Below are 25689 nucleotides of genomic sequence, written 5' to 3'. Positions count from 1 at the left end.
GCCTCCTGGCCGATATAGAGGTGGCAGAAGCCGCCGATCAGGCCCATGCCGTAGAGCTGGCCGGCCTTCTCCTCGAAACGCCGGATCAGCAGCATCTCGCGGTAGTAATGCTTGAGCTCGTCCGCTGGAATGTTGGAGCCCTTGGGGGCAGGATTGGAACCCTTGGCGGGGCCTGTGTCGGAGGTCTTCCGGGTCGCCATGGCGTCTCCCTTCGCGCTGTGACGGATAGTTTAGCCTTGAACTATCACTTACAGAACTTGCGCGGGATGCAACAGGGCAATCTGCCGATGGGCGAAATGACGAGCGCCGCGCACGAAAAATCGGCGCGGCGCAGCAAAATAAGGCGGGTGAGGATGACCCAAGGTCAGCGGATGACGATTTCGTCCGCGCGGATCATGCCGAGCACTTCGCGCGCGCGGGCATCGAGCAGGTCGAGATCGAGATATTTGTCCGACAGGCGACGGGTGAGATTCTCCATCCGCGCCACGTCGGTGCGCAGGGAGGCGAGTTCCTTCTCCAGGCCCCGCGCCTCGGCTTCGACCTCTGCACGGCGGAACACGCCGTAATCGCCCTGAACGGCGGCAAAGGTGAAGTAGAGACCGATCAGCAGCATGCCGATCAGATAGAGGGCGGGGCCCAAAGAAGGGGTGCGTTTCATTCTGCCGTGCCTCGTATGCCACCTCTTGAACCGGGCGGCTGTGGATAGAATGACACGAAAGGGGCGGTGAAAACACCATGTTTTCACCGCCCCTGCGACTTATTGCCGATCGGCGTGGCCCGAATGCCGCTTTGGGCGATCCCGCCGCGCCTTTTCGCGATCAACCCTTGCCGAGATAGATGTCCTGAAGCTTGCCAAGCATCTCGAGCGCCTCTTCGCGCGGGCGCTGGAACGAGTTGCGGCCGATGATCGAGCCGTTGCCGCCGCCGTCGCGGATCGCGCGGGCGTCGTCATAGACCGAATCCGCGCCTTTCTTGGCGCCGCCCGAAAACACCATGATCCGGCGTCCGGCAAAGGCCGACTGCACGCAATGCTTCACGCGCGCGGCCTGGGTCGAGACGTCGATGCCTTCGGCCTCGTAGACCTTCTTGGCCTCGGGCAGCGACAGGTGGTCGGTCGAAAGCTTGATCTTGATCACATGCGCGCCGATCAGCGCCGCGATCTGCGCCGCATAGGCCGCGATGTCGATCGCCGTCTCGCCGTCCTTGTCGAGCGCCTCGCCGCGCGGATAGGACCAGATCACGGTCGCCACGCCTTTGGCGGCGGCTTCCTTGCGCATCTCGACGATCTCTTCGAACATGTCGATCGCGCAGTCCGAGGCGGGGTAGATCGTGAAACCGATGGCCGAGCAGCCCAGCCGCAGCGCGTCGTCCACCGATGCGGTCACGGCCTGGTTCTTGCCGGCGGTGCCCGACATCAGCGAGTTGGCGCTGTTGCATTTGAGGATGGTCGGGATCTGGCCCGCGAAGGTGTCGGCGCCCGCCTCGATCATCCCCAAGGGCGCGGCATAGGCGTTGAGGCCCGCGTCGATGGCAAGCTGGTAGTGGTAATGCGGGTCGTAGCCTCGGGGTTGGGCGCGAAGCTGCGAGCGGGGCCGTGCTCGAAGCCCTGGTCGACGGGCAGGATGATCATCTTGCCGGTGCCGCCCAGACGGCCCGCCATCAGCATCCGGGCGAGGTTCGCCTTCACGCCGGGGGTCTCGCCCTCGTAGTTGCGAAGGATGTCGCGGACGGTGTCGGTGGTCTGCATGGGAAGCCTTTCGTTTGCGGTTGCGGCAAACGTTAGGCTGCCGCCCGGTGGCTCACAATCCTGTTAGCGCCACCGGGCGGCACTGTTAGCGCCACCAAGCCCCCGTGTTCGTTCGGGGATTTGGGATCAGGCCCGGCCGTAGGCCCGGCCCGCGATCCGCGCGGTCAGACCGCGCGGCAGAACCCGCCCGGCAAGGGCCGCGATCCGGGTCATGCCGCCGGGCACCACGGTCTTGCGGCCCGCCAGCATCGCCTCCCAGCCGGCCTGCGCCACGTCACGGGCGCGGGCCGGGCGCATCGGGCCCGAGGGGCCGCTCGCCTCCATGCCAGCCGCCTCGAAGAAGCCGGTATCGACCGGGCCGGGGCACAGCGCCGTGACGGTGACGTCGCTCTCTTCTGCCGAAAGCTCGCTCGACACCGCGTCCGACAGCGACAGCAGATAGGCCTTGGTCGCGTGATAGACAGCCATGCCGGGACCGGGGATGAAGGCCGCGACCGAGGCCACGTTCATGATGTGGCCCGCACCCTCGCGGCGCATATGCGCCACGGCCGCCTGCATCAGGATCGTCGCCGCCGAGACGTTGACCGCGACGAGGGTCTCGACCTCCTCGGTGCCGCCGTCGCCGAAGCGGCGCTGCAGCCCGAGGCCCGCATTGTTGACGAGGATCTCGATGCGGCGGCCTTCGGAGGCCTCGCGCCACAGCCGTTCGGCCGCGCCGGGGCGGGAGAGATCGGCGGGGATCACGACGACCTCGACGCGCCCGCTCAGCTCGGCGGCGAGCGCCTCGAGCTTGTCCTCGGAGCGGGCCGAGAGGATCAGGCGGCGGCCGCCGCGCGCGGCGATGCGGGCGAACTCCGCGCCAAGCCCGGAGGAGGCCCCGGTGATCAGGGTCCAGCCGCGGCTTTGCGGGACGAGGTCGCCATGGCCCTTGCGGATCTGCGTGTTGCCGCTCATGCGCCCAGCGCCTTCACGCCCGGAAGCACCTTGCCTTCCATCCATTCCAGAAACGCCCCGCCCGCCGTCGAGACATATGTGAAGTCGCCCGACACCCCGGCCGCGTTGAGCGCGGCCACGGTGTCGCCACCGCCCGCGACCGAGACGAGCTTGCCCGCCCGCGTCAGCTCGGCGGCCTTCCTTGCCGCCGTCATGGTGCCGCGGTCGAACGGCTCGATCTCGAAGGCGCCGAGAGGGCCGTTCCAGACCAGCGTCCTGGCGTTTTCGAGCGCCATCTCGACATGGGCCACGCTGTCTGGACCGGCATCGAGGATCATCGCGTCCGAGGGCGTGTTCTCGGCCATCACGACCTCGCTCTCGGCCCCGGCCTTGAATTCGCGCGCCACGACGACGTCGCGCGGCAGCAGGATGGTGCAGCCCTTGTCGGCGGCCTTCTGGGCGATCTCGCGGGCGGTGTCGGCGAGGTCGTGTTCGCATAGCGACTTGCCGACATCGAGCCCTTGGGCCGCGAGGAAGGTGTTGGCCATGCCGCCGCCGATCACCAGCGTGTCGACCTTTTCGACGAGGTTCGACAACAGGTCGAGCTTGGTCGAGACCTTGGCGCCGCCGACCACGGCGACGACGGGCCGCTCGGGGTTGCCCAGTGCCTTGTCGAGCGCCGACAGCTCCTCGGCCATCAGCCGACCGGCGCAGGCGGGCAGGAGCCGGGCCAGAGCCTCGGTCGAGGCATGCGCGCGGTGCGCCGCCGAGAAGGCGTCGTTCACATAGGCGTCACCCAGATGCGCGAGGCTCTGGGCGAAATCGGGGTCGTTCTTTTCCTCGCCCGCGTGGAAGCGGGTGTTCTCGAGGAGCAGCACCTCACCATCGCCCAGCGCGTCGACGGCGGCCTGCGCCGTGTCGCCCACGCAATCCTCGGCGAAGGCGACCTTGCGGCCGAGCTTTTCTTCGAGGGTCGGCACGATCTGCTTGAGCGACATTTCCGGGACGACCTTGCCCTTGGGCCGGTCGAAATGCGCCAGCAGGATCACCCGCCCGCCCTTGTTCGCGATGTCATCGACGGTGGGCACGATGCGCTCGATGCGGGTCGCGTCGGTGACGCGGCCCGCTTCGATAGGCACGTTCACGTCCACCCGCACCAGGACCCGCTTGCCCGCGAGATCCATCTCGTCGATCGTCTTCCAGCCCATGAGCCGTCCTTTCCGTTTCGAGTTGGCAGATAGGTAGCGCCCGGGGACGCGGCGCTCAAGCCATTGGCTTACGCGCAAGCTGGCCTTATGTCGGGAACAAAGCAGAAGGAGGATCGGCAATGGCCGAGATCAAGGACCCCGAGAACACCATCATCATCGAGCTGAAGGACGGCGCGGTGGTGATCGAGCTTCTGGCCGACGTGGCGCCCAAGCATGCCGAGCGCATGAAGGAGCTGGCCCGCGCCGGCGCCTATGACAACGTGGCCTTCCACCGCGTGATCGACGGCTTCATGGCGCAGACCGGCGATGTGGAGCACGCCAACATGGAAAAGGACTACAACCCGCGCCGCGCCGGCACCGGCGGCTCGGACAAGCCCGACCTTCCGGCCGAGTTCTCGAAGCTGCCGCATGACCGCGGCACGCTGGGCGCCGCGCGGTCGGCCAACCCGAACTCGGCCAACAGCCAGTTCTTCATCAACTTCAAGGACAACCATTTCCTCAACGGCCAATACACCGTCTATGGTCGCGTGATCGAGGGGATGGAGCATGTCGACGCCATCACCAAGGGCGAGCCGCCGGCAAACCCCGACCGGATGATCAGCGTCAAGGTGGCCGCAGATGCGTAAACTCGCAGCTTTGCTGGCGCTCGTCGCCAGCCCCGCCGCCGCCACCGGCCTCGAGATCGACGTCGCGGGCCAGTCCAACGGCACGATCCGGATCGACCTTCTCGAGGATGTGGCGCCCGGCCATGTCGAGCAGATCACCGCGCTGGCGCGCGAGGGGGCCTATGACGGCGTGGTGTTCCACCGCGTGATCGACGGCTTCATGGCGCAGACGGGCGACGTGGAGTTCGGCCGCGAGGGCGGCGACGTCTCGATGGCCGGCATGGGCGGCTCGGAGCGCGACGATCTCGACGCGGAGTTCTCGGACATTCCGTTCGAGCGCGGCACCGTCGGCATGGCGCGCAGCCAGGATCCGAATTCGGCCAACAGCCAGTTCTTCATCATGTTCGCGCCGGGTGACTTCCTCAATGGCCAGTACACGGTCGTGGGGCAGGTGACCGAAGGTCTCGACGTGCTCGACGCGATTAAGCGGGGCGAGGGGCCCAACGGCGCCGTGGTCGGCGCGCCCGACGTGATGAGCGAGGTGCGCGTCACCGAGTGACGTGCCGTGTCCCGGCCCGGGTGTCCCCGGGCCGGGGCCCGTCCCTGCCGCGCCGGGCTAGAGCCGTGGCGCGGGGAACTGCACCTCGATCGTGGTGCCGTCGGGGCCGCTGTTGCGGTGGATTTCACCATTGATGCGCGCGACAGAGGCGTCGATGATCTGCCGTCCGAGACCGCTGCCATCGGCGCGGTCGGCGGTGAGCCTGTCACTGCCGACGCCGTCATCGACGACCGAGAGCCGCCCTTCGGTTCCGCTCAGCCCCAGCGCCACCGTGATCCGGCCCGCGCGACCGTCCGGAAAGGCATGCTTGGCGGCGTTGGTGATCGCCTCGTTCACCAGAAGCGCCAGCGAGGTCGCGACCTCGGAGCGCACCAGCATCGGGATCATGCGGTGCGAGATCACCACGTTGGCCGGCAGGGTCACGTCGAGATGGCGGATCACGTCGGGCAGGAACTGGTGCAGCGCGATTTCGTTGCGGGCCGAAACCTTGTGCAATTCGGCATGCAGCAGGGCGATCGCCGAGAGGCGCGCGATGGTTTCGGAGAGCGCCTCGCGCGTCTCCTCGCTGCGCGCCTGCGATTTTTGAATCCGCACGAGGGCGGTGACCATCTGCAGCGAATTCTTGACCCGGTGATCGACCTCGTTGGCCAGCGTCTCCTGCGCGATGAGCGCGCGGCGCAACTCCATGCGCCGCACCACTTGCCGCGCGAGGATCATCAGGAGGCGCTTGGTCCCGTCCGGCAGACGACGTGGTTTGCGGTCGAGGATGCACAGCGCCCCGATCGGCAGGGCATCGCCGAGCTTGAGGATCGCGCCCCCGTAATAGCGGATCGCGTCGGGGCCGGTGACCAGCGGGTTGTCGCGGGTGCGCGGATCGAGGGCCGTGTCCTCGATTTCAAGGAAATCGGGCCCCGACAGCCCATGCGCGCAGATCGACTGATCCATGCTGTAATCACGCTGCTCGGTGCCGAAAGCCGATTTCGCCCATTGGCGGTCGGTGTTGACCAACGTGACCAGAGAGATCGGCGCATCGCAGATTTCGGCGGCATAGGCGGTGATCTCGTCGAAATCCGCCTCGTCCTCGCTGTCCATGATGCCGAGCGAGCGGATCGCTTCGGACCGACCTTCGGTCGTGTCGTCGATGACATCTCTCACAGGCACACTCTCAACTCGGCCCGGCGGGCCGCTCTTGTGGGGAAGGTCGAACGGTTCTGACGTTTCTAAGTGCCGCAGAAGGTTTTGTCGACTTTTTCGTGACCTTCCGGCGGCATGATGTACCCGTCCATTAGGCTAGGTTCGGGATCGTACGGCCGGGTGACGACGGCGAACATCTCGTGCATCGGCGCGAAATTGCCCGCCACGGCGGCGGCGATCACCGCCTCGATGCGGTGCAGCCGGGGCACCACCACGGGGTTTGCCGCCGCCGCGATCTCAAGGTCCGGGCCGCGCGCGCGCCACGCGGCGATCCAGTCGGGACCTGCGCCGCCACGCTCCGGCGCGTCCTCGGCCAAGGCCCGGAACCCGTTGGTGAAATCCACCCCGCCTTCGGTCATGGCCGTGAGCAGCGCCTCGATCAGGCCGCGATCCTCGGGGCAGGGATCGGCAAGGCCGAGCTTGGCCCCGAACCGGGTCAGCCACGCCGATTGGTAGAGATCGGCAAAGCGGTTGATGATCGCGGTGAAGTCGTCGACCGCGCGCTGCTGATCGGGCATCAGCGGCACGAGGGCGGTGGCGAACTGCGCGATGTTCCAAAGCGCCACCTGCGGCTGCGCGCCGTAGGCATAGCGCCCATGCGCGTCGATCGAGGAAAACACGCGGCCCGGGTGGTAGTCGTCCATGAAGGCGCAGGGGCCGTAATCGATGGTCTCGCCCGCGACCGAGCAGTTGTCGGTGTTCATCACGCCGTGGATAAAGCCGATGCTCATCCATTGCGCGATCAGTTCGGCCTGACGCGCGACCATCTGCGCCAGCAGTTCGGGCACCGACCCGGCGGTGGGATAATGCCGCACCATCGTGTGATCGGCCAGCGCGCGCAGCCCGTCTTGATCGCCGCGCGCGGCCAGAACCTGAAAGGTGCCGACGCGGATATGGCTTTGCGCCACGCGGGTCAGGATGGCACCGGGCAGGGCGGTCTCGCGGATCACCTCCTCGCCGGTGCTGACGGCGGCAAGCGCGCGGGTCGTCGGCACGCCCAAGGCATGCATCGCCTCGCTCATGATGTATTCGCGGATCACCGGCCCGAGCCAGGCGCGGCCGTCGCCCATGCGCGAGTAGGGCGTGCGCCCCGACCCCTTGAGCGCGACGTCGTGCCGCATCCCCAGCGGGTCCACCACCTCGCCCAAGAGCACCTGCCGTCCGTCGCCGAGCTGCGGGTTCCAGCCGCCGAACTGGTGCCCGGCATAGAGCTGCGCGATCGGCGTGGAGCCTTCCGGCAGCGCGTTGCCCGCAAAGACCTGCAGGCCCTCGTCGGTCTGCAAGGCATCGGGGTCGAGGCCCAGCTCGCGCGCGAGGCCCGCGTGAAGGCGATCCAGCCGGGGGCCGCGACGGGGACGGGCGCCTGCCGGGTGAACAGACGCTCAGGCAGGCGGGCATAGGAGTTGTCGAAGGGGATCTGCAGGGTCATGCCCTGCATCTATGCCATCGTGCGTTCAAGCCAAGCGGCCGGTCAACGATATTGCGTCCCCTCGGCCACTTCGTTCCGAAAACACGCGCCGCCCGCCGGTCAGAGCCGTCCGATCCGCTCGCTCAGCAGCGAAAAGAACCCGTCACGGTCGACATCCCCGATGAAGAGCGCGTTGGCGGGACGGTCGGTGACGCCCCACCAGTCGGCCACGGTCATGCCGAGCGTCAGCTCGGAGCCGGTTTCGATCTCGACGTTGATCTCGCGGCCCGAGAAGAGGTCGGGGCGCAGCAGCCACGCGATGACGCAGGGATCGTGCAGCGGCGCGCCCTCGGAGCCGTATTTCTCGGTGTCGAAGCGCTCGAAGAAATCGGTCCAGCTCGCCACCACCTCGCCGACCCGGCCCATGGCGCGCATCTCGGCGATCCAGCCTTCGAGGTGAGCGCCTTGTGCGTCGCGTCGAGAGGCAGCACGGTGATGGGGCGGCCGCAGCCGAAGACGATCTTCGCGGCCTCGGGATCGACATAGATGTTGAACTCGGCCACGGGGGTGATGTTGCCGCCCTCGAAGAAGCCGCCGCCCATCAGCACGATGCGCTGCACCCGGTCCACGATATCGGGCGCGCGTTCGAACGCCGTGGCGATGTTGGTGAGCGGGCCGAGCGGGCAGAGCGTGACGGTGTTCTCGGGCTCGCGGCGCAGCGTGTCGATGATGAAATCGACGCCGTGCTGGTCCTGCAGCGGATGCGTGGGGTCGGGCAGGACGATGCCATCGAGCCCGGTCTTGCCGTGGACGTGCTCGGCGGTGACGAGGGGCCGCCCCAACGGCCGGTCGCAGCCCGCGAAAACCGGCGTGTCGCGGCCCGCAAGCTCGACCACCTGCCTTGCGTTGCGCTGCGTGAGGTCGAGCGGCACGTTGCCGGCGACGGCGGTGAGGCCCAGCACCTCGATCTCGGGCGAGGCCAGCGCCAAGAGGATGGCGACGGCGTCGTCCTGACCGGGATCGGTGTCGATGATGATCTTCTGCGCGCCCATGTCCGGCCCTCCTTTTCAGGAGCACAGGAAGGCAGGAACGCCGCGCGGGGGCAAGCCTCGCGCGGCGTCAGCGTGTCCGCGCCGGTGTCGGATCCGGTGTCAGATTCGGGCCTCGGGGCCGCGCGACAGGGCGGCGACGCCGGTGCGCGCAAGCTCGGTCAGGCCGAGCGGACGCATCAGCTCGGCAAAGGCGTCGATCTTGTCCGGGGTGCCGGTGATCTCGAAGACGAAGCTTTCGAGCGTCGAGTCGACCACGTTGGCGCGGAAGATGTCCGCGAGCCGCAGCGCCTCGACCCGCGCGTCGCCCTCGCCGCGCACCTTGAAGAGGGCCAGCTCGCGCTCGACCGTCGGGCCTTCGACGGTGAGGTCGTGGACCTCGTGCACGGGGATGATGCGGCCCAGCTGCGCCTTGATCTGCTCGATCACCTGCGGCGTGCCGGAGGTGACGAGGGTGATGCGCGACATGTGCCCGGTATGGTCGATCTCGGCCACGGTGAGGCTTTCGATGTTGTAGCCGCGCCCCGAAAACAGGCCGATCACGCGGGCCAGAACGCCGGGCTCGTTCTCGACGATCACCGCGAGGGTGTGGCGCTCCTCCACGTCGGAGAAGGTGGAGCGCAGGTTGTAGGCGGAGTGGCTGGTCGAGCCTTCCTTGATGTTCAGCATTGGGTCGTCCTTTCCTCGGGCCGGGGGCCGAGACATGTCGAAATGTCCTGCGGATCTCTGCTGCGCGATCCGGTCACACCAGCACCGCGCCGCCGGCCTCGATCGCGTGGGCGGTCGAGACCTCGCCCATCAGCATCTCGTTATGCGCCTTGCCGCTCGGGATCATCGGGAAGCAGTTCTCGTGCTTTTCCACGAGGCAGTCGAAGATCACCGGGCCGTCGTAATCCAGCATCTCCATGATCGCGTCGTCGAGCTGCGCGGGGTCCGAGCAGCGGATGCCCTTGGCGCCGAAGGCTTCGGCCAGCTTGACGAAATCGGGCAGGGCCTCGGACCAGCTCTGCGAATAGCGCTCGCCATGCAGCAGCTCCTGCCACTGGCGCACCATGCCCAGACGCTCGTTGTTGAGGATGAACTGCTTGACCGGCAGGCGGTACTGCGCCGCGGTGCCCATCTCCTGCATGTTCATCAGCCAAGACGCCTCGCCCGCGACGTTGATCACGAGGCTGCCCGGATGCGCCATCTGCACGCCGATCGAGGCGGGAAAGCCGTAGCCCATGGTGCCCAAGCCGCCGGAGGTCATCCAGCGGTTCGGGGCCTCGAAGCCGAGATACTGCGCCGCCCACATCTGGTGCTGGCCCACCTCGGTGGTGATGTAACGGTCGCGATCCTTGGTCAGCGCCTCGAGCCGCTGCAGCGCGTATTGCGGTTTGATGACCGTCTCCGAGTTGCGGAATGACAGGCAGTCCTTGGCCCGCCATTCGCCGATCCGCGCCTGCCATTGCGACAGCGCCTCGCGGTCGGTTTTGCGGCCGCGCGCCGACCACGCTTCCATCAGGTCGCCCAGGACGCTCGCCACATCGCCGATGATCGGGATATCGGTGCGGATCACCTTGTTGAGCGAGGAGGGGTCGATGTCGATATGCGCGCGGATCGAGTTCGGGGAAAAGGCGTCGATGCGGCCGGTGATCCGGTCGTCGAAGCGCGCGCCGATGCAGATCATCAGGTCGCAGCCATGCATCGCCATGTTGGCTTCATAAAGGCCGTGCATCCCGAGCATGCCGAGCCACTGTTCGCCGGAGGCGGGGTAGGCGCCGAGGCCCATCAGCGTCGAGGTGATCGGAAAGCCCGTCGCCGCGACCAGATCGCGCAAGAGCTTCGAGGCCTCGGGGCCGGAGTTGATGACGCCGCCGCCGGTGTAGAACACCGGGCGCTTGGCGGTCTCCATCGCCTGCGCCAGCGCCGCAATCGCCGCCGCGTCGCCCTTCACGGGCGGGTTGTAGCGGGTCGAGCGGGTTTCCTTGCCGCCATATTGGCCGGTGGCGAACTGCACGTCCTTGGGGATGTCGACGAGCACCGGGCCGGGGCGGCCTGCGGTGGCGACGTGGAACGCCTCGTGCAGGGTCTGTCCGAGCGCGTCGGTCTCCTTCACCAGCCAGTTATGCTTGGTGCAGGGGCGGGTGATGCCGACGGTGTCGGCCTCCTGGAACGCGTCCGATCCGATCATGAAGGTCGGGACCTGACCCGACAGCACGACGATCGGGATCGAGTCCAAGAGCGCGTCGGTCAGGCCGGTGACGGCGTTGGTGGCGCCGGGGCCGGAGGTGACGATGGCGACGCCGGGCTTGCCGGTGGAGCGGGCATAGCCTTCGGCGGCGTGGATCGCGCCCTGTTCGTGGCGCACCAGCACGTGGCGGATGTCGTTTTGCTGAAACAGCTCGTCATAGATCGGCAGCACCGCGCCGCCGGGATAGCCGAACACCGTGTCGACGCCCTGATCCCTGAGCGCCTGCACGACCATCTTCGCGCCCGTCATCTGCCCGCCGGTCGGCGGCGTTTGCGTCTGCCCTGTCATCGTGCCGTATCCTGTCTGTCTGTCTATCTGTCGCGCCGCGCGCACAAAAAAGCCCCCGGTGATCCGGGGGCGCATGGTCGACCGTCATGGTCCTTGCCGTTACCGGCCCACGCGCCCCGTTCCACCGTTTACAAGAATGAGATCCATCTTCCCCGGTCCTTTGCATTCCGCCCGCGCAGATATGCACGGGCGGGCGGGGGCGTCAACCGCATTCGGCGGAGAAAATGTCGCACCTCCGTCGTTCCGGGTAACTTTATTATCACCAACGGGGCACGGCGCGGTCGATACGCAAAGCCTAGCTGGCGGGCGGACCGCCGGCCTCGGCCTTGGCGTCGTCCATCAAAGGGTCGTTCTTGGCGTCCTCGGGCTGCGGGTCGTGCTTGGCCTGACGCTCCATCTCGCTGTCGAATTCGGCCCCCATGAGCACGATGAAGGCCGAGAGCCACAGCCACATCAGCAGCACGATCACGCCGCCCAGCGCGCCGAAGGTCTCGTTGTAGCCGCCGAAGGTGCGCACGTAGTACGCAAAGCCGAGCGAACCCACGAGCCACAGCAGGCAGGCCAGACCGGCGCCCGGCGTGATCCAGCGCCACTTACGCTCGGCCCGGTCGGGGCCATAGCGGTAGAGGATGGCGAGGCCCAGCGCCACGAGGATGAGGAGCACGGGCCAGCGCACGAGGTTGATCAGCATCTCGGTCGAGTTGCCAAGCGGAAGCACGCCGAGCACCAGCGGCAGTCCGGCTGCGACGGCGACGATCAGCAAAAAGCCCGCGATCATGCCCAGCGTCAGCGCGAGCACCTGCAGGTAATAGGAGACGAGGCCGCGGCTTTCCTCGGCCTCGAAGGCGACGTTGAGCCCTTCGACGAGCGATTGCACGCCCTTGGAGGCCGAGTAGATCGCGACGAGGACGCCGAAGATCGCGGCAAGGCCGAGCCCGCCCTCCTCGGAGCCCGCGACCTCCTTGGCCTGACCCAGCACGATGTCGGCGGCATCCTGCGGCAGGAAGGCCGAGAGCGATTGCAGTTGATCGACCACCGCCGAAGGGTCGAAGAACAGCCCCGCGATGGCCATGGCCGCGACGATGCCCGGAAAGATCGCCAGCAGCCCGTAGAAGGCCACGCCCGCCGCGATCAGGCTGACATGATCGTCGCCGATCTCGGAATAGACGCGTTTGAGCGTGGCGAACCAGCCGGGCTTGTTGATGTCGCCGGGATGGGCGTTTGAGGGTTTCGCATGCGCCATCGGGGGCCTCCGCTGATGTCCTTGGACACGTCAACGTGAAAACGCGGCCCTCGTTCCCCCGGAACCCCGTCGATCGGCAGCTGTGACAAAACTCTTACAAAACCGTCGCGTCGCATTCACGCGGGCGGTCTAGCAGGGCCGCGAACGGGGCCGGGACGCCCCGAGGAAAGGGACATGCCATGAAGCGTTTCAACATCAACAAGATCAGCTGGGACGAACTCGACGAGCTGCGCCGCCCGACCCCCGAGACCACCGATTTCGACCGCGTGGTCGAGGCCGCCGTGTCGCGTCGTGGCTTTTTGTCGGGTCTCGTGGCTTTCGGCTCGGGTGCCGCCGTGATGGGCTCGGGCATGCTCAAGGGCTCCACCGCGCTGGCCCAGGACGCCTCGCGCTTCGCCTTCAGCCCGATCGCCGCGCAGACCGATTTCACCGTCCACGTCCCCGAAGGCTATGAGTGGAAGACCGTGGCGAGCTGGGGCGATCCGCTGTTCTCCGACGCGCCCGCCTTCGACCCGCAGACCGGCACCACGGTCGAGGGGCAGGCCCGCGCTTCGGCGAGAACACCGACGGCATGGAGCTATTTTCGATCGACGGCCGCGAGGTGATCGCGGTGAACCACGAATACGCCAATCTCGACATCAACCTGCCGCAGAACGACGAGGGCGCGCCGGTTTCCGAGGCCGATGTGCGCAAGATCCAGGATGCGCAGGGCGTGGCCGTGTTCGAGGTGGCCGAAGGCGAGAATGGCTGGGAGATCGTGGTCGACAGCCCCTATAACCGCCGCATCACCCACAACACGCCGATGCGCCTTACCGGGCCCGCCGCCGGTCACGACCTGCTGAAGACTGAGGCCGATCCCTCGGGCACCGAGGCTCTGGGCACCTTCAACAATTGCGGCGCCGGTCGCACGCCGTGGGGCACCTGCCTGACCTGCGAAGAGAACTTCAACGGCTACTTCGGCTCGACCGATGCCGAATTCGAGCGCCCCGAGGGCTTCGACCGCTACGGGATCGAGCTGGAATCGGGCTATGATTACGAGAAGTTCGACCCGCGCTTCGATATCTCGAAAACCCCGAACGAGCCGAACCGCGCGGGCTACGTGGTCGAGATCGACCCCTCCGACGCGTCCTCGACCCCGGTGAAGCGCACCGCGCTGGGCCGCTTCAAGCACGAGAACGCCGAAGTCACCCTCGCCGCCGACAACCGCGTCGTGGTCTATCTGGGCGATGATGAGCGTGGCGAGTTCCTCTACCGCTATGTCTCGGACGACGCCTATGTCGAGGGCGGCGACACCTCGGGTCTGCTCGATGCGGGTCAGCTCTATGTGGCGAAGTTCAACGAGGACGGCAGCGGCGAATGGCTGGCGCTGACGCCCGAGGCCACCGGCATGGACCGCGCGATGATCCACATCCACACCCGTCAGGCCGCCTCGGCGGTGGGGGCCACCACGATGGATCGGCCCGAATGGGTCGCGGTGAACCCGCTCCGGGTCGAAGCCTACTGCGCCCTCACCAACAACAAGAACCGCGCGGTGAAGCCCAACGCCGGTGGCGACGAGACGCCGGTGGGCGGGCCGAACCCGCGCGCCGAGAACAATTACGGCCAGATCGTGCGCTGGCGGCCGGAAGGCGAGGATCACGCCGCCGAGGGCTTCGCTTGGGATCTCTATGTGATGGCGGGCAACCCGGAGGTGCAGGACGGCGCCTATGCGGGGTCGGACAACGTCACGCCGGGCAACATGTTCAACTCGCCCGACGGGATGAAATTCGACAGCCAGGGCATGCTCTGGATCCAGACCGACGGCGATGACAGCAACGAGGGCGACTTTGCCGGCATGGGCAACAACCAGATGCTGGTGGGCGACCCCGAGACCGGCGAGATCGCGCGCTTCATGACCGGGCCGGGCGGCTCGGAGGTCACCGGCGCGACCTTCTCGTCGGACAAGAAGACCATGTTCGTGGGCATCCAGCACCCGATGAACTTCCCCGATCCGGAGGCGCTGCCGCGCTCCTCGATCGTCGCGATCCGCCGCACCGACGGCGCCGTGATCGGCTGATCGATCCGCCGATCGGCCTGAAGGGGCGGCCCGGAGCGATCCGGGCCGCCCTTTTGGCGCGCGGTCTCGCCATGCCGGACGCGCGGCCTAACTGGCGTGGAAAGGGAGCCCGCGATGATTGACCTGTGGTACAAGAACGCCGTGATCTACTGTCTCGACGTCGAGACCTTCATGGATGCCAATGGCGATGGCGTCGGCGATTTCAGGGGGCTGACCGACCGGCTCGATCATATCGAGGGGTTGGGCGCCACGGCGGTCTGGCTCAACCCGTTTTATCCGACGCCGAACCGCGACAACGGCTATGACATCACCGATTTCTACGGCATCGATCCGCGATCGGGCAATGCGGGCGACTTCGTGAGCTTTGCGCGCGCTGCCGCCGATCGTGGGCTCAAGGTGATCGTCGATCTGGTGGTGAACCACTGCTCGATCGATCACCCATGGTTCCAATCGGCCCGATCCGACCCCGACAGCCCCTATCGCGACTGGTTCGTCTGGTCGAAGGACAAGCCCGAGGACATCACCGAGGGCGTCATCTTTCCCGGCGTGCAGGAGGCGGTCTGGACCTGGGACGAGCAGGCGGGCGCGTGGTACATGCACCGCTTCTATGCGCATCAGGCCGATTTCAACATCGCCAATCCGGCGGTGCGCGAGGAGATCCTCAAGATCATGGGTTACTGGCTCGAGCTGGGGGTCTGGGGCTTCCGGATCGACGCGGTGCCGTTCCTGATCGAGTACAAGGGCCTCGACGAGGAGCCCGACCGCGACCCGCTGCTGCTGTTGTCGGAGATGCGCGATTTCCTGTCATGGCGGCGCGCGGGCGCCATCATGCTGGCCGAGGCCAACATTCCCCGCGAGAAGGCGCCCGACTATTTCGGCGGCCGCGAGTTCGGCGCCGACGAACGGATGCACCTGATCCTCGATTTCCCGCTGAACCAGGCGCTGTTTCTCGCGCTGGCCCGGTCGCAGGCGGCGCCGATCGCCCAAGCGCTGGCCTCGCGGCCCGACGACGCGCCCGACCAGGCGCAATGGGCCACCTTCCTGCGTAACCATGACGAGCTGTCGCTCGACAAGCTGTCGGACGACGAGCGAAAGGAGGTGTTCGACGCCTTCGGCCCAGACAAGGACATGCAGCTTTACGACCGGGGGCTGCGCCGCCGTCTCGCGCCGATGCTGGGCGACACCGACCGGGTGGCGCTGGCGCAGTCGCTTTTGTTCGCGCTGCCCGGCACGCCGGTGATGTGGTATGGCGACGAGATCGGGCAAGGCGAGGATCTGTCGCTTTCGGAGCGCAACGCCGTGCGCACGCCGATGCAATGGGCCGACGAGCCGCAGGGGGGATTCACGCGCGGCAAGGCGGAGCCGGTGCGCCCGGTGGTCGAGGACGGTCCGCTCGGGTTTCACGAAACCAGCGTCGCGGCGCAGCGCGGCCGCCCTGACAGCCTGCTCACCCGCGTGCAGCAGCTTGTCCGCTGCCGCCGCGCCTGTCCCGAGATCGGCTGGGGCGAGACACAGGTGATCGAGGGCCTGCCCGAGGCGGTGCTGGGGCTGGTGTCGTCCTGGCGCGGCGCGCGGGTGCTGACGCTGCACAACCTGTCGGATGACGAGGTGACCTGCGCGCCGGATGTCGAGGGGGCGAGCCATCTGGTGGCGCTTCTCGGCGGGCCCGATCAGGCGGCGGCCGAGCCCCTCGCGCCGGGCGACGAAATCGCGCTGCCGGGTTACGGCTACCGCTGGTTCCGGATCGACGGAGAGCGGGCCTGACGCCTCGCAGTCAACCGGTGCCGACGGGGCGCGTGTCGGGCAGGCTGATGCGCGCCACCTGCTCGGAGATCGGCGCGACTGAGAGCGGATGCGTCTCGGCGGCGTAATCGTCGCGGTCGCCCATCGGCTGCCAGCGGCCGGCACGATAGAGCTCCAGCGCCGCGAAGCGCGCCTTGTAATCCATCTTGGGGCTGCCGGGGACCCAGTAGCCCAAGTAGACGTAAGGCAGGCCCATCTCCTGGGCGATGCACACATGGTCAAGGATCACGTGGGTGCCGAGCGAGCGGCGGTCCTCGGCCGGGTCGAAGAAGGAATAGACCATCGACAGCCCGTCATCGAGGATGTCGGTCAGGCAGACCGCGCGCAGGCCGTGGCGCGCGTCATGCGTCTCGTTCGGGTCGGTGTATTCGACGAGGCGCGAGCGCACCGGCGTCTCCTCGACCATGGCGGCGAATTCGAACATGTCCATGTCGGCCATGCCGCCCGCCGCGTGGCGGCTGTCGAGGTAGTCGCGAAACAGCGCGTACTGCTCCTCGGTCGCCCAAGGCGAGGTGGCGCGCCGCGCAAGGTCGCGGTTGCGCTTCAGCACGCGGCTCTGGCTGCGCGAGGGGGCAAAGCGGTTCACGTCGATCCGAGCCGAGAGGCAGGCGGTGCATTCGGCGCAGGAGGGGCGATAGAGCACGTTCTGGCTGCGCCGGAACCCCTGCTTGGAAAGCGAGTCGTTGAGCCGCTCGGCCTGATCGCCTTGCAGAGCGGTGAACAATTTCCGTTCCATCCTGTCCGCGAGATACGGGCAGGGCTGGGGGGCCGTCACATAGAATTGCGGCGCGAAGGGCAGTGTATGGCGCATGGCTGTCCACTCGGGCTCGTGATCCGAGGAAAGCTAGCGCTCGACCGGGCGGCTGCCAAGACCCCTGCGAAAGGTCGTGGCGTAGCAACCGCCCGGACCGAGACCCTCAGCGGCGGCGGCGCAGCGCCGTGGTGGCGAGGACGCTGTCGGTCAGGCCCTGCCCGTGCGGGGTCAGCAGCATCATCGCCATGGAGACGAGTTGCAGCGGAAACATCATCATCGAAACCGCGTAGCCGGCGGTGTGCAGGAAGGCCTGCGTGGTGTCGAGCGGTCGGTCGTCGCCGTCGCGCAGCTCGATCGCCATGAGGCGCATGCCCCACGTGGCCGAGCCCGAGGCGATGGTGGCGACGCGGTAGAAGAACCCGACCACCATCATCATCACCGGAAAGAAGAACAGCCCCACGAAGGCGGTCAGCGGCACCAGAAGCGCGCAGATCACCGCGATCACGGTGACATCGACGAGCCACGCGACGGCGCGCTTGAGCGCGACCCCCTCATAGCAGGCGGGGCTGGTCTCGGGGTCTGGCAGGCCGCGCAGGCGGGCGGCGAATGTCGGAGCGGCGGTCATGTCGCGATCCTCTCATGCAGGGCGGGTGGGACGCTAGCGTGACGGCCCCCGCCGGGGGCCGTGCAGGTGATGCGTGCGGTGTCGGACGGGATCAGGCCGCGTCCTTGTCGCCATTGGCGCCATCGCTGCCGTTGTCGTCGTCCGTGGCGCCGGTCGCGCGGGCCTTGGCGGCGCGGTCATCCATGAACTGGTCGAACTCGGCCTTGTCCTTGGCCTCGCGCAGCCGCTCGAGGAAGCTCTCGAAGGCGCGCTGTTCGTCTTCGAGCCGACGCAGGGTCTCGGTCTTGTAGGCGTCGAAGGCGGTGTTGCCCGAGGAGCGCATCGTCGCGAAGGGCGAGACGCGGGCGGATCGGTTGCGGCAGGATTTGCTGAACATGCGTTTGCTCCAGATCATGTAGGCGAGAATGGCGAGGCCGAGCGGCCAGACGAAGATGAAGCCTAGCACCATCGCGGCGATCCAGGCCGGGCGGCCGCGCGCGTCGAGCCATGCTTCGGCGCGGCCGAACCACTCCTTGATCCCCGACCGCTCGAAACGGTGGGACAGGGACATATCGGTCGTGGACATCGAGGAACTCCTTCGCGGAAGGGGCCCGTCTGTCGGGCCGGTGGGTTATGTGAATGTCTTTCACATTACAGCAGATGGGAAAGCCGGGGCGCGGCTTCAAGGGGTCATGTGAATGGGTTTAACATTTTTCGGGCCAAAGCCCGTCCGGCGGCGATTGACGCTCCTCGCGCGCCGCGCCACGGTTCGGTCATGACCGATATCGCCTCGCGCCTGCGCCGCGCCCCGCGCCCCCTTGATGCCGACAAGGCCGCCGAAGCCCGCGACTTCTGCGACTGGGCCGATCCCGCGACCGCCGAGCTGATCGGCGGCACCGCTGGGTGCAGCCCCTATCTCGCCGGTCTCATCGGCCGCGAGCGCGATTGGCTCGAAGGGGCCTGCGCCGATCCCGAAGCGGCCGTCGCGGCCGAGCTTGCGGATCTCAGGGGCCACGACATCGCGGCGCTCGGCCCGCGGCTGCGGCAGGCCAAGCGGCGCGTGGCGCTGATCGCGGCGCTGGCCGATCTGGGCGGGGCCTGGCCGCTCGAGGAGGTGACGGGCAGCCTCACCCGGCTTGCCGACGCCGCGCTGCAGGCCGGGCTCGAGACGCTGATCGCACCCGAGATCGCGCGTGGCAAACTGCCGGGCATGGGCGGGGCCGACATCGAGAGCGGCGCGGGCATGGTGCTCTTCGCGATGGGCAAGATGGGCGCGTTCGAGCTGAACTATTCGTCCGATATCGACCTCATCTGTCTCTATGACGAAAGCCGCTACGAGGGCATCGACCAGCACGAGGCGCGCGCCGTTCTCGTGCGGGTCACCCGCAAGCTCGCCGGGCTGATCGGCGACATCACCGGCGAGGGCTATGTGTTTCGCACCGATCTGCGGCTGCGCCCCGACGCCGCCGTCACGCCGGTCTGCCTGTCGATGGCCGCGGCCGAGCAGTATTACGAGAGCGTCGGGCGCACATGGGAGCGCGCGGCCTGGATCAAGGCGCGGCCCTGCGCGGGCGATCTCGCCGCCGGGGCGGGCTTTGTCGAGACGCTGCGCCCCTTCGTCTGGCGCCGGCATCTCGATTTCCACGCGATCCGCGACGCGCATGACATGCGGCTCAAGATCCGCGATCACAAGGGGCTTGGCGGCGCGCTGAGCCTGCCGGGCCACGACATGAAGCTCGGCCGTGGCGGCATCCGCGAGATCGAGTTCTTCACCCAGACCCGTCAGCTCATCTCCGGCGGTCGCGACGCGAGCCTGCGGGTGCGCGGCACCGTCGAGGGGCTCGACCGGCTGGCGCAGGCGGGCTGGATCGAGACGGAGGTGGCCGGGGAGCTGACCCGTCACTACCGCGCGCATCGCGAGGTCGAGCACCGGGTGCAGATGATCGGCGACCAGCAGACGCATATGCTGCCCTCGTCGGAGGAGGGCTTCGCGCGGCTCGCGGCCTTCATGGATCGCGATCTCGATGATCTGAAGTCCGATCTGACCGAGCGGCTGGAGCAAGTCCACGCGCTCACCGAGGATTTCTTCGCCCCCGGACATGCCGCGACCGACGCTCCCGATTTCGGCCGGGAGGTGACGGCGCGCTGGCCCGGCTATCCGGCGCTGCGCTCGGACCGGGCGGTCGAGATCTTCGACAGGCTGCGCCCCGAAATCCTTAAGACCCTGTCCGAGGCCGCGCGCCCCGAAGAGGCGCTGGCGCAGTTCGACGCGTTTCTCGCGGGGCTTCCGGCGGGGGTTCAGCTTTTCTCGCTGTTCGAGGCCAACCCGCAGCTCACCCGCCTTCTGGTGGATATCTGCGCCACGGCCCCGGGTCTCGCGCAGTATCTTTCGCGCAATTCTGGCGTGCTCGACGCGGTGATCGGCGGCGGCTTCTTCGCCGACTGGCCCGGCATCGAGGCGCTGCGCTCGGACCTCTCCGACCGTCTGGCGCGCCAGCCCGACCACGAGGCGCGGCTCGGGGCGGCGCGGGTCTGGGCCAAGGAAATCCATTTCAGGATCGGCGTGCATCACCTGCGCGGGCTGATCGACGCCGGGAAGGCGGGTCAGGAATACGCCGAGCTGGCCGAGGCCGTGGTCGCGGCGCTGGTGCCGGTGGTGATCGACGACATGGCGCGCCGCCACGGCCCGCCCCCCGGTCGCGGGCTGTCGGTGCTGGCGATGGGCTCGCTCGGCGCGGGACGGCTGAGCTCCTCCTCGGATCTCGACCTCATCGTGATCTACGACGCGGACGGGGTCGAGGCCTCGGACGGGCGTCGCCCCTTGCCCGCGCGCACATGGTACGCGCGCTTTACCCAAGGGCTGATCACCGCGCTCACGGCACCGATGCCCGACGGGCGGCTCTACGAGGTCGACATGCGGCTGCGCCCCTCGGGGCGGCAGGGGCCGGTGGCGACCGCGCTGCCCGCCTTTCGCGCCTATCAGCAGGACGAGGCGTGGACATGGGAGCATCTCGCGCTCACCCGGGCGCGGGCGATCGCCGGTGAGCCCGGTCTGGGCGAGGAGATCGAGGCGTTCCGGCGCGCGTTGATCGCGCAGAAGGCGGCGGGCGACACGGTGCCCGCCGATCTCGCGGCGATGCGCGCGCGATTGTCCGAGGCGCGGCCCGCCTCGGGCGGCTGGAACCTGCGCGACGGGCCGGGGCGGTTGCAGGATGTCGAACTGTTCGCCCAGAGCCTCGCGCTGCGCGCGGGATCGCCCGCCCGCGAGGTGCCCGCGCAGATCGCGGCCGGGCAGGCGGCGGGGCTGATCGACGAGGAGGGCGCAGCGGTGCTGAGCGAGACGGCGGACCTGATGCGCCGGGTGCAATGCGTGGCGCGGCTCCTGACGGGGGGCGGGCCGCTGCCCGAGACGCCGGCCGAGGGCGGCGCGCGGCTCCTGCTGCGCGAGGGCGGTTGCGAGACCCTCGACGATCTGCGGCGGGCCCTTGACGCGGCGGCGGCACGGGCAGAGGGGGTGATCGCGAAGGCTGCGGGGCGTGGAGCCGGGAGAGGCGCGATGAGCGACGAGATCGACCCCAAGGGTCTGGTGCGAGAGGCCTATAGGATCGACGGCATCAGCCTCGGCGAATGCCGCTCGATCTTTCTCGACTGGGCGCTGTCGCTGCCCGACGGCACCCAGAGCGCCAAGGCGATCCGGCGGCTTCTGGAGCGGCACGCCACGATGCCCGAGGGGCATCCGATGACGCAGGTGCTGACCGAGGGTCTGGAGACGGGCATGACGGCGCGGCGGCGCGGCGGGCGCGCGGGGCGCGTGGCGAGCTGAGACCCGCCACGCGCGCGCCTCAGCGCGTGAGACGCGCGGCTTCGGCGGCGAGGCGGGTGATCCCGTCCCAGTCGCCCGACGCGACCATCGCGCCCGGCGCGACCCAGCTGCCGCCGACGCACAGCGTGTTGGGCAGCGCGAGGTAGTCGGGCGCGTTCTGAAGGCTGACGCCGCCGGTGGGGCAGAACTTCACCTGCGGGATCGGCGCGCCGATCGCCTTGAGCGCGGGCACGCCGCCATTGACCTCGGCCGGAAAGAACTTCTGCACGGTATAGCCGCGCTCATAGAGGCGCAGCACCTCGGAGGTGGTCGCGGCGGCGGGCAGCAGCGGCAGGTCGTTGGCCTCGCACGCGTCGAGGATGCGGTCGGTGGCGCCGGGGCAGACGCCGAAGGCGGCGCCCGCCTCCTTGGCGGCCTCGACATCCTTGGGGGTGAGCAGCGTGCCGGCGCCGACGACGCCGCCCTCGACGCGCGCCATCTCGCGGATGACGTCGAGCGCCGACGGGGTGCGCAGCGTCACTTCGAGCGCGGGCAGGCCGCCCTTGACCAGCGCGCGCGCGAGATCCGCAGCATGGGCGGCATCCTCGACCACCAGCACCGGAATGACGGGGGCGAGGGCGCAGACCTTGGCGGTCAGTTCGGAGGCGTGTTCGGGAGTCATGTTGAGATCCTGTCGACTTTGAGAAGAAAACGTAACGGATCAGTCGCCGTTAACGTGTGGTTAAGACTTCTGGCCCAACCTGAGGGGGCTGGAGGAGGAAGGCAATGGCGCATGGCGGTTCTAGGGTCCTTGCCTGTGCCATCGGTCTTGCCGGATGCGGCGGCGGCGGGCAGGAGGCGGCCTTGCCGCCGACGTATTTCGACCGCGCGGCCTTCGGGGTACTCACCGCGCGCCCTGCCTCCAGCAGCGTGCCGCAACGCGGCAGCGCCAGCTACGAAGGCGGTTTCGTCGCCGATATGCGGCAGGCGGACGTGACGCCCACCGGGCGGATCGAGGGCGGGCTGACGCTCGGCCTCGACTTTGCCCCCGGCAGCACGACGCAGCCCGTCGAGGGGCGGCTTCACGACATCACCGGGGAGTTCCTGGGCGCGGCGGTCGCCATCAACGCGCTGCCGCTGGTACCGGGCAATGGCCGCTTGGTCCTGACGCAGGACGGCGACCGCCGCAGCGGCATTCTCGAGGCGGGCTTCGGCGCGGAGCTGCCGCTTGCGGGCGAAACCCGCCGCCTCGACATCGCCATCGACAGCCCGCTGCGCGGCGCCGGGGGCCGGGCGCTGGCCGGGCCGGTGACGGGCACGATCCTCACCGCGCCCTTCACCGATCAGCCGCATGTCCTGGCGGGGCAGTTCCACGCGACCACCGAGTGATCAGACGACCACGGCCGCGCCGTAGGCCCCGCCGCCGACATTCTGGCGGAATACCTCGAACAGTTCGCGGCCCACGCCGTTGCCGTTGCCCGACAGATCGGCGGGGGCAGGCTCGCGGCCCTCCAAGCTGGTCAGCACCTCGAGCGTGCCCGCGGTCGCGTCGAGCCGCACCAGATCGCCGTCCTGCACCAGCGCGATGGTGCCGCCATCGGCGGCCTCGGGCGTGACGTGGATCGCCGCCGGCACCTTGCCCGAGGCGCCCGACATGCGGCCATCGGTGACCAGCGCGACCTTGAGGCCCCGGTCCTGCAGCACCGCGAGCGTCGGCGTCAGGTTGTGCAGCTCGGGCATGCCGTTCGATTTCGGTCCCTGGTAGCGGACGATGACGATGGTGTCGTCCTTGAACTCGTCGTTGCGGAACGCGGTCTTGACCGATTCCTGATCGTGGAACACCCGCGCCTTGGCCTCTATCACGTGGCGCTCGGGCGCCACGGCCGAGGTCTTGATCACGGCACGGCCGATATTGCCCGAAAGCTGGCGCAGACCGCCGGTCTTCTGGAACGGGTCCGAGGCCGGGCGCAGGATCTTGTCGTTGAGCGTCTCGCGCGTGCCGGGCGCATAGGTGACGCGGCCCTCGGCCAGCTTCGGCTCCTGGGTATAAAGCTCGAGACCTTCGCCCGCGACGGTGCGGGTGTCGGGATGCAGCAGCCCGGCGTTCAGAAGCTCGCCGATCATGTAGCCGAGGCCACCGGCGGCGTGAAAGTGGTTCACGTCGGCCAGACCGTTGGGATAGACCTTGGCCATCAGCGGCGTGACCGCCGACAGCTCCGCGAAATCCTCGAGGTCGAGGATCACCCCCGCCGCGCGCGCCATGGCGGGCAGGTGCAGCACGAGGTTGGTCGAGCCGCCCGTCGCCATCAGGCCGACCATGCCGTTCACGAAGGCGCGCTCGTCGAGCACGTCGGAGGTGGGGGTGAACTCGTTGCCAAGGGCGGTGATCTGGGCAGCGCGTTCGGTGCCCGCGACGGTCAGCGCGTCGCGCAGCGGCGTGTTCGGGTTGACGAAGCTCGCCCCCGGCAGGTGCAGACCCATGAACTCCATCAGCATCTGGTTGGAGTTGGCGGTGCCGTAGAAGGTGCAGGTGCCCGGCCCGTGATAGGAGGCCATCTCGGCGGCCATCAGCGCGTCGCGGCCGACCTCGCCGCTGGCGAATTGCTGGCGCACGCGGGCCTTTTCGTCATTGGGCAGGCCGGAGGTCATCGGGCCCGCGGGCAGGAACACCGCCGGGATATAGCCAAAGGTCGCGGCGGCCATCACGAGGCCCGGCACGATCTTGTCGCAGACGCCCAGATAGACCGAGGCGTCGAACACGTTGTGCGACAGGCCCACGGCGGCCGAGAGCGCGATCACGTCGCGCGAGAACAGCGACAGCTCCATCCCGGTCTGGCCTTGGGTGACGCCGTCGCACATCGCCGGAACCCCTCCCGCGACCTGTGCCGTGGCGCCCGCGGCGCGCGCCGCCTCGCGGATCAGCGCGGGATAGGTCTCGAACGGCTGATGCGCCGAGAGCATGTCGTTATAGGCGGTGATGATGCCAATATTGGGGGCGCGGCCGGTGGCGAGCGCGTCCTTGTCTTCACCGGTCGCGGCATAGGCGTGGGCCTGATTGCCGCAGGTCAGATGCGCACGGCGCGGGCCTTCGGCGGCGGCGGCGTTCATGCGGTCGAGATAAATCCGACGCGGGCCCTCGCTGCGGGCGCGGATGCGGTCGGTGACGGCTTCGAGCGTGCGGTTAAGGGCCATCTGGCAGCTCCTGTCGAAAGATCGGGGTCGGCCCGGCGTTACCATGGTTCGTTAGCGCTAACAACCACCACGCCGGGGGGCGGGGCCGCAAAACGCGCCCCTGCGTCAGAACCCGCCGATCCGGGGCAGGGTTTCGTGCGTCGCGGCTTTTCGTGGCGCGCGGGGCAGGGTAGGAGGGCGCATGACACCGTTCCCGCACCTCCCGCCCTATCCCACCGTCCGGCTGATGCCCAAGGCCGATGCCCGCGCGATCCGCCACGGCTTTCCTTGGGTCTTCGTCAACGAGATGGTCCTCGACCGCCGCACCAAGCGCTCGCCCCCGGCGCCCTCGCGATCCTCGCGGATGCCGAACGGCGGCCCATGGCCGTCGTCACGGTCAACCCCGGATCCAAGATCGCGGCGCGCGTACTCGACCGCGACCCGGAGGCCGTGATCGACGGCGACTGGATCGCATTGAGGCTCGCCGCTGCGCTGCGCCACCGCGAGGCGCTTTATGATCAGCCGTTCTACCGGCTGGTGCATGCCGAGGCCGACGGGCTGCCCGGCGTGGTGATCGACCGCTTTGGCGACATTGCCGTGCTGCAGCCCAACGCCGCTTGGGCCGATGCCGGGGCCGAGACCATCGCCGACGCGCTTCTGGCCGCGACCGGCATCCGCCGCGTCGTGCTCAACGGCTCGGGCCGGGCGCGGGGGCTGGAGGGACTTGGCGAGGAGCTGCGGATGCTGCGCGGCGATGCGCCCGAGGGGCCGCTGCCGGTGCCGATGAACGGTGCCACCTACATGGCCGACCTGATGGGCGGTCAGAAGACGGGGCTGTTCTATGACCAGCGCCCGAACCACGCCTTTGCCGCCTCGCTGTCGAAGGACGCCCGCGTGCTCGACGTGTTCAGCCATGTCGGCGGCTTCGGCCTCGCGGCGCTGGCGCAGGGCGCGGCCTCGGCTCTCGCGGTCGACGGCTCGGCCCGGCGCTCGATCTGGCGCGGGCGGGGGCCGAGGCCTCGGGGCTCTCCG

17 protein-coding genes and 6 pseudogenes are annotated in these 25689 nt (G+C 68.4%); 7 read left to right on the top strand and 16 right to left on the bottom strand.

Going from position 1 to position 25689, the window contains the following annotated elements; all coding sequences use genetic code 11:
• From MBELCI_RS14600 to MBELCI_RS14580, 5 genes and pseudogenes are all read right to left on the bottom strand, one after another.
• A pseudogene (locus tag MBELCI_RS14600) lies at positions 1-200 on the bottom strand (pyruvate dehydrogenase (acetyl-transferring) E1 component subunit alpha); the annotation flags it as partial.
• A gap of 164 nt (positions 201-364) precedes the next feature.
• On the bottom strand, positions 365-658 hold the full coding sequence (locus MBELCI_RS14595) for an FtsB family cell division protein (protein ID WP_021695024.1): 294 nt from the start codon (positions 656-658) through the stop codon (positions 365-367).
• A 160-nt stretch (positions 659-818) separates the two neighbouring features.
• Positions 819-1747 (bottom strand): annotated as a pseudogene (locus MBELCI_RS14590) (class I fructose-bisphosphate aldolase).
• 126 nt (positions 1748-1873) lie between these two features.
• Positions 1874-2701 carry an SDR family NAD(P)-dependent oxidoreductase gene (locus MBELCI_RS14585; protein WP_021695022.1) on the bottom strand — a complete coding sequence of 276 codons (828 nt, stop codon included), beginning with the start codon at positions 2699-2701 and terminating at the stop codon, positions 1874-1876.
• On the bottom strand, positions 2698-3888 hold the full coding sequence (locus MBELCI_RS14580; RefSeq protein WP_021695021.1) for a phosphoglycerate kinase: 1191 nt from the start codon (positions 3886-3888) through the stop codon (positions 2698-2700). Before MBELCI_RS14580 ends, MBELCI_RS14585 begins: the two co-directional genes overlap by 4 nt.
• A 119-nt stretch (positions 3889-4007) precedes the next feature.
• Between MBELCI_RS14580 and MBELCI_RS14575 the strand changes: the two genes are divergently transcribed.
• Entirely contained in the window at positions 4008-4514 is a 507-nt protein-coding gene (locus MBELCI_RS14575; RefSeq protein WP_045320229.1) for a peptidylprolyl isomerase, read from the top strand.
• Positions 4507-5052, top strand: coding sequence for a peptidylprolyl isomerase (locus MBELCI_RS14570; RefSeq protein WP_045320228.1), 546 nt, complete (start codon positions 4507-4509; stop codon positions 5050-5052). The genes MBELCI_RS14575 and MBELCI_RS14570 overlap by 8 nt, the downstream gene beginning before the upstream one ends.
• A 57-nt stretch (positions 5053-5109) precedes the next feature.
• Here MBELCI_RS14570 and MBELCI_RS14565 read toward each other — a convergent pair whose 3' ends face one another.
• From MBELCI_RS14565 to MBELCI_RS14540, 6 genes and pseudogenes are all read right to left on the bottom strand, one after another.
• Positions 5110-6207, bottom strand: coding sequence for a sensor histidine kinase (locus tag MBELCI_RS14565; RefSeq protein ID WP_021695019.1), 1098 nt, complete (start codon positions 6205-6207; stop codon positions 5110-5112).
• Positions 6208-6272: 65 nt separating this feature from the next.
• Positions 6273-7675 (bottom strand): annotated as a pseudogene (locus tag MBELCI_RS14560) (protein adenylyltransferase SelO).
• A gap of 99 nt (positions 7676-7774) precedes the next feature.
• Positions 7775-8706, bottom strand: a pseudogene (locus MBELCI_RS14555) (nucleoside hydrolase).
• A 99-nt stretch (positions 8707-8805) separates the two neighbouring features.
• A complete protein-coding gene (gene ilvN / locus MBELCI_RS14550; RefSeq protein ID WP_021695016.1) occupies positions 8806-9372 on the bottom strand; it encodes an acetolactate synthase small subunit in 567 nt (188 codons plus the stop codon).
• A gap of 73 nt (positions 9373-9445) precedes the next feature.
• Positions 9446-11224, bottom strand: a complete 1779-nt coding sequence (locus tag MBELCI_RS14545) for an acetolactate synthase 3 large subunit (protein WP_235047651.1) — start codon at positions 11222-11224, stop codon at positions 9446-9448.
• 295 nt (positions 11225-11519) lie between these two features.
• Positions 11520-12467 carry a YihY/virulence factor BrkB family protein gene (locus MBELCI_RS14540; protein WP_021695014.1) on the bottom strand — a complete coding sequence of 316 codons (948 nt, stop codon included), beginning with the start codon at positions 12465-12467 and terminating at the stop codon, positions 11520-11522.
• A 179-nt stretch (positions 12468-12646) separates the two neighbouring features.
• Between MBELCI_RS14540 and MBELCI_RS14535 the strand changes: the two are divergent.
• Positions 12647-14523 (top strand): annotated as a pseudogene (locus MBELCI_RS14535) (PhoX family protein).
• 114 nt (positions 14524-14637) lie between these two features.
• Entirely contained in the window at positions 14638-16287 is a 1650-nt protein-coding gene (locus tag MBELCI_RS14530; RefSeq protein WP_021695012.1) for an alpha-amylase family protein, read from the top strand.
• 10 nt (positions 16288-16297) lie between these two features.
• On the opposite strand, the gene MBELCI_RS14525 is transcribed toward MBELCI_RS14530, so the two are convergent.
• The 3 genes from MBELCI_RS14525 to MBELCI_RS14515 form a co-directional block, all read right to left on the bottom strand.
• The gene (locus MBELCI_RS14525) at positions 16298-17137 is read right to left on the bottom strand and encodes an arginyltransferase (RefSeq protein ID WP_021695011.1); all 840 of its coding nucleotides are present in this window, start codon (positions 17135-17137) and stop codon (positions 16298-16300) included.
• 106 nt (positions 17138-17243) lie between these two features.
• Positions 17244-17705: an RDD family protein gene (locus tag MBELCI_RS14520; protein ID WP_021695010.1), complete on the bottom strand. Its 462-nt coding sequence runs from the start codon at positions 17703-17705 to the stop codon at positions 17244-17246.
• 91 nt (positions 17706-17796) lie between these two features.
• Positions 17797-18270 (bottom strand): DUF2852 domain-containing protein, encoded by a 474-nt coding sequence (locus MBELCI_RS14515; protein WP_021695009.1) that lies wholly within the window; start codon positions 18268-18270, stop codon positions 17797-17799.
• Between the two features lie 189 nt (positions 18271-18459).
• Between MBELCI_RS14515 and MBELCI_RS14510 the strand changes: the two genes are divergently transcribed.
• Positions 18460-21507 carry a [protein-PII] uridylyltransferase family protein gene (locus MBELCI_RS14510; protein WP_235047650.1) on the top strand — a complete coding sequence of 1016 codons (3048 nt, stop codon included), beginning with the start codon at positions 18460-18462 and terminating at the stop codon, positions 21505-21507.
• A gap of 19 nt (positions 21508-21526) precedes the next feature.
• Here MBELCI_RS14510 and eda read toward each other — a convergent pair whose 3' ends face one another.
• Positions 21527-22168 carry a bifunctional 4-hydroxy-2-oxoglutarate aldolase/2-dehydro-3-deoxy-phosphogluconate aldolase gene (eda, locus tag MBELCI_RS14505; RefSeq protein WP_021695007.1) on the bottom strand — a complete coding sequence of 214 codons (642 nt, stop codon included), beginning with the start codon at positions 22166-22168 and terminating at the stop codon, positions 21527-21529.
• Between the two features lie 104 nt (positions 22169-22272).
• Between eda and MBELCI_RS14500 the strand changes: the two genes are divergently transcribed.
• Positions 22273-22875: a hypothetical protein gene (locus MBELCI_RS14500; RefSeq protein ID WP_021695006.1), complete on the top strand. Its 603-nt coding sequence runs from the start codon at positions 22273-22275 to the stop codon at positions 22873-22875.
• Here MBELCI_RS14500 and edd read toward each other — a convergent pair whose 3' ends face one another.
• Positions 22876-24678 (bottom strand): phosphogluconate dehydratase, encoded by a 1803-nt coding sequence (edd, locus tag MBELCI_RS14495; protein ID WP_021695005.1) that lies wholly within the window; start codon positions 24676-24678, stop codon positions 22876-22878.
• Positions 24679-24859: 181 nt separating this feature from the next.
• On the opposite strand from edd, the pseudogene MBELCI_RS14490 reads away from it, so the two are divergent.
• Positions 24860-25689 (top strand): annotated as a pseudogene (locus MBELCI_RS14490) (class I SAM-dependent rRNA methyltransferase); the annotation flags it as partial.

It is taken from the genome of Limimaricola cinnabarinus LL-001 (assembly GCF_000466965.1).
Lineage (GTDB): Bacteria > Pseudomonadota > Alphaproteobacteria > Rhodobacterales > Rhodobacteraceae > Limimaricola > Limimaricola cinnabarinus.
Note: the sequence above shows the minus strand (reverse complement) of the source record. Positions and strands in the feature narration are given on the sequence as shown.

What these genes read in the sequence shown, in the direction of transcription:
- MBELCI_RS14595 (WP_021695024.1), bottom strand. Translation starts at nt 658, where the DNA reads ATGAAACGCACCCCTTCTTTGGGCCCCGCCCTCTATCTGATCGGCATG.
- MBELCI_RS14585 (WP_021695022.1), bottom strand. Translation starts at nt 2,701, where the DNA reads ATGAGCGGCAACACGCAGATCCGCAAGGGCCATGGCGACCTCGTCCCG.
- MBELCI_RS14580 (WP_021695021.1), bottom strand. Translation starts at nt 3,888, where the DNA reads ATGGGCTGGAAGACGATCGACGAGATGGATCTCGCGGGCAAGCGGGTC.
- MBELCI_RS14575 (WP_045320229.1), top strand. Translation starts at nt 4,008, where the DNA reads ATGGCCGAGATCAAGGACCCCGAGAACACCATCATCATCGAGCTGAAG.
- MBELCI_RS14570 (WP_045320228.1), top strand. Translation starts at nt 4,507, where the DNA reads ATGCGTAAACTCGCAGCTTTGCTGGCGCTCGTCGCCAGCCCCGCCGCC.
- ilvN (WP_021695016.1), bottom strand. Translation starts at nt 9,372, where the DNA reads ATGCTGAACATCAAGGAAGGCTCGACCAGCCACTCCGCCTACAACCTG.
- MBELCI_RS14545 (WP_235047651.1), bottom strand. Translation starts at nt 11,224, where the DNA reads ATGACAGGGCAGACGCAAACGCCGCCGACCGGCGGGCAGATGACGGGC.
- MBELCI_RS14540 (WP_021695014.1), bottom strand. Translation starts at nt 12,467, where the DNA reads ATGGCGCATGCGAAACCCTCAAACGCCCATCCCGGCGACATCAACAAG.
- MBELCI_RS14530 (WP_021695012.1), top strand. Translation starts at nt 14,638, where the DNA reads ATGATTGACCTGTGGTACAAGAACGCCGTGATCTACTGTCTCGACGTC.
- MBELCI_RS14525 (WP_021695011.1), bottom strand. Translation starts at nt 17,137, where the DNA reads ATGCGCCATACACTGCCCTTCGCGCCGCAATTCTATGTGACGGCCCCC.
- MBELCI_RS14520 (WP_021695010.1), bottom strand. Translation starts at nt 17,705, where the DNA reads ATGACCGCCGCTCCGACATTCGCCGCCCGCCTGCGCGGCCTGCCAGAC.
- MBELCI_RS14515 (WP_021695009.1), bottom strand. Translation starts at nt 18,270, where the DNA reads ATGTCCACGACCGATATGTCCCTGTCCCACCGTTTCGAGCGGTCGGGG.
- MBELCI_RS14510 (WP_235047650.1), top strand. Translation starts at nt 18,460, where the DNA reads ATGACCGATATCGCCTCGCGCCTGCGCCGCGCCCCGCGCCCCCTTGAT.
- eda (WP_021695007.1), bottom strand. Translation starts at nt 22,168, where the DNA reads ATGACTCCCGAACACGCCTCCGAACTGACCGCCAAGGTCTGCGCCCTC.
- MBELCI_RS14500 (WP_021695006.1), top strand. Translation starts at nt 22,273, where the DNA reads ATGGCGCATGGCGGTTCTAGGGTCCTTGCCTGTGCCATCGGTCTTGCC.
- edd (WP_021695005.1), bottom strand. Translation starts at nt 24,678, where the DNA reads ATGGCCCTTAACCGCACGCTCGAAGCCGTCACCGACCGCATCCGCGCC.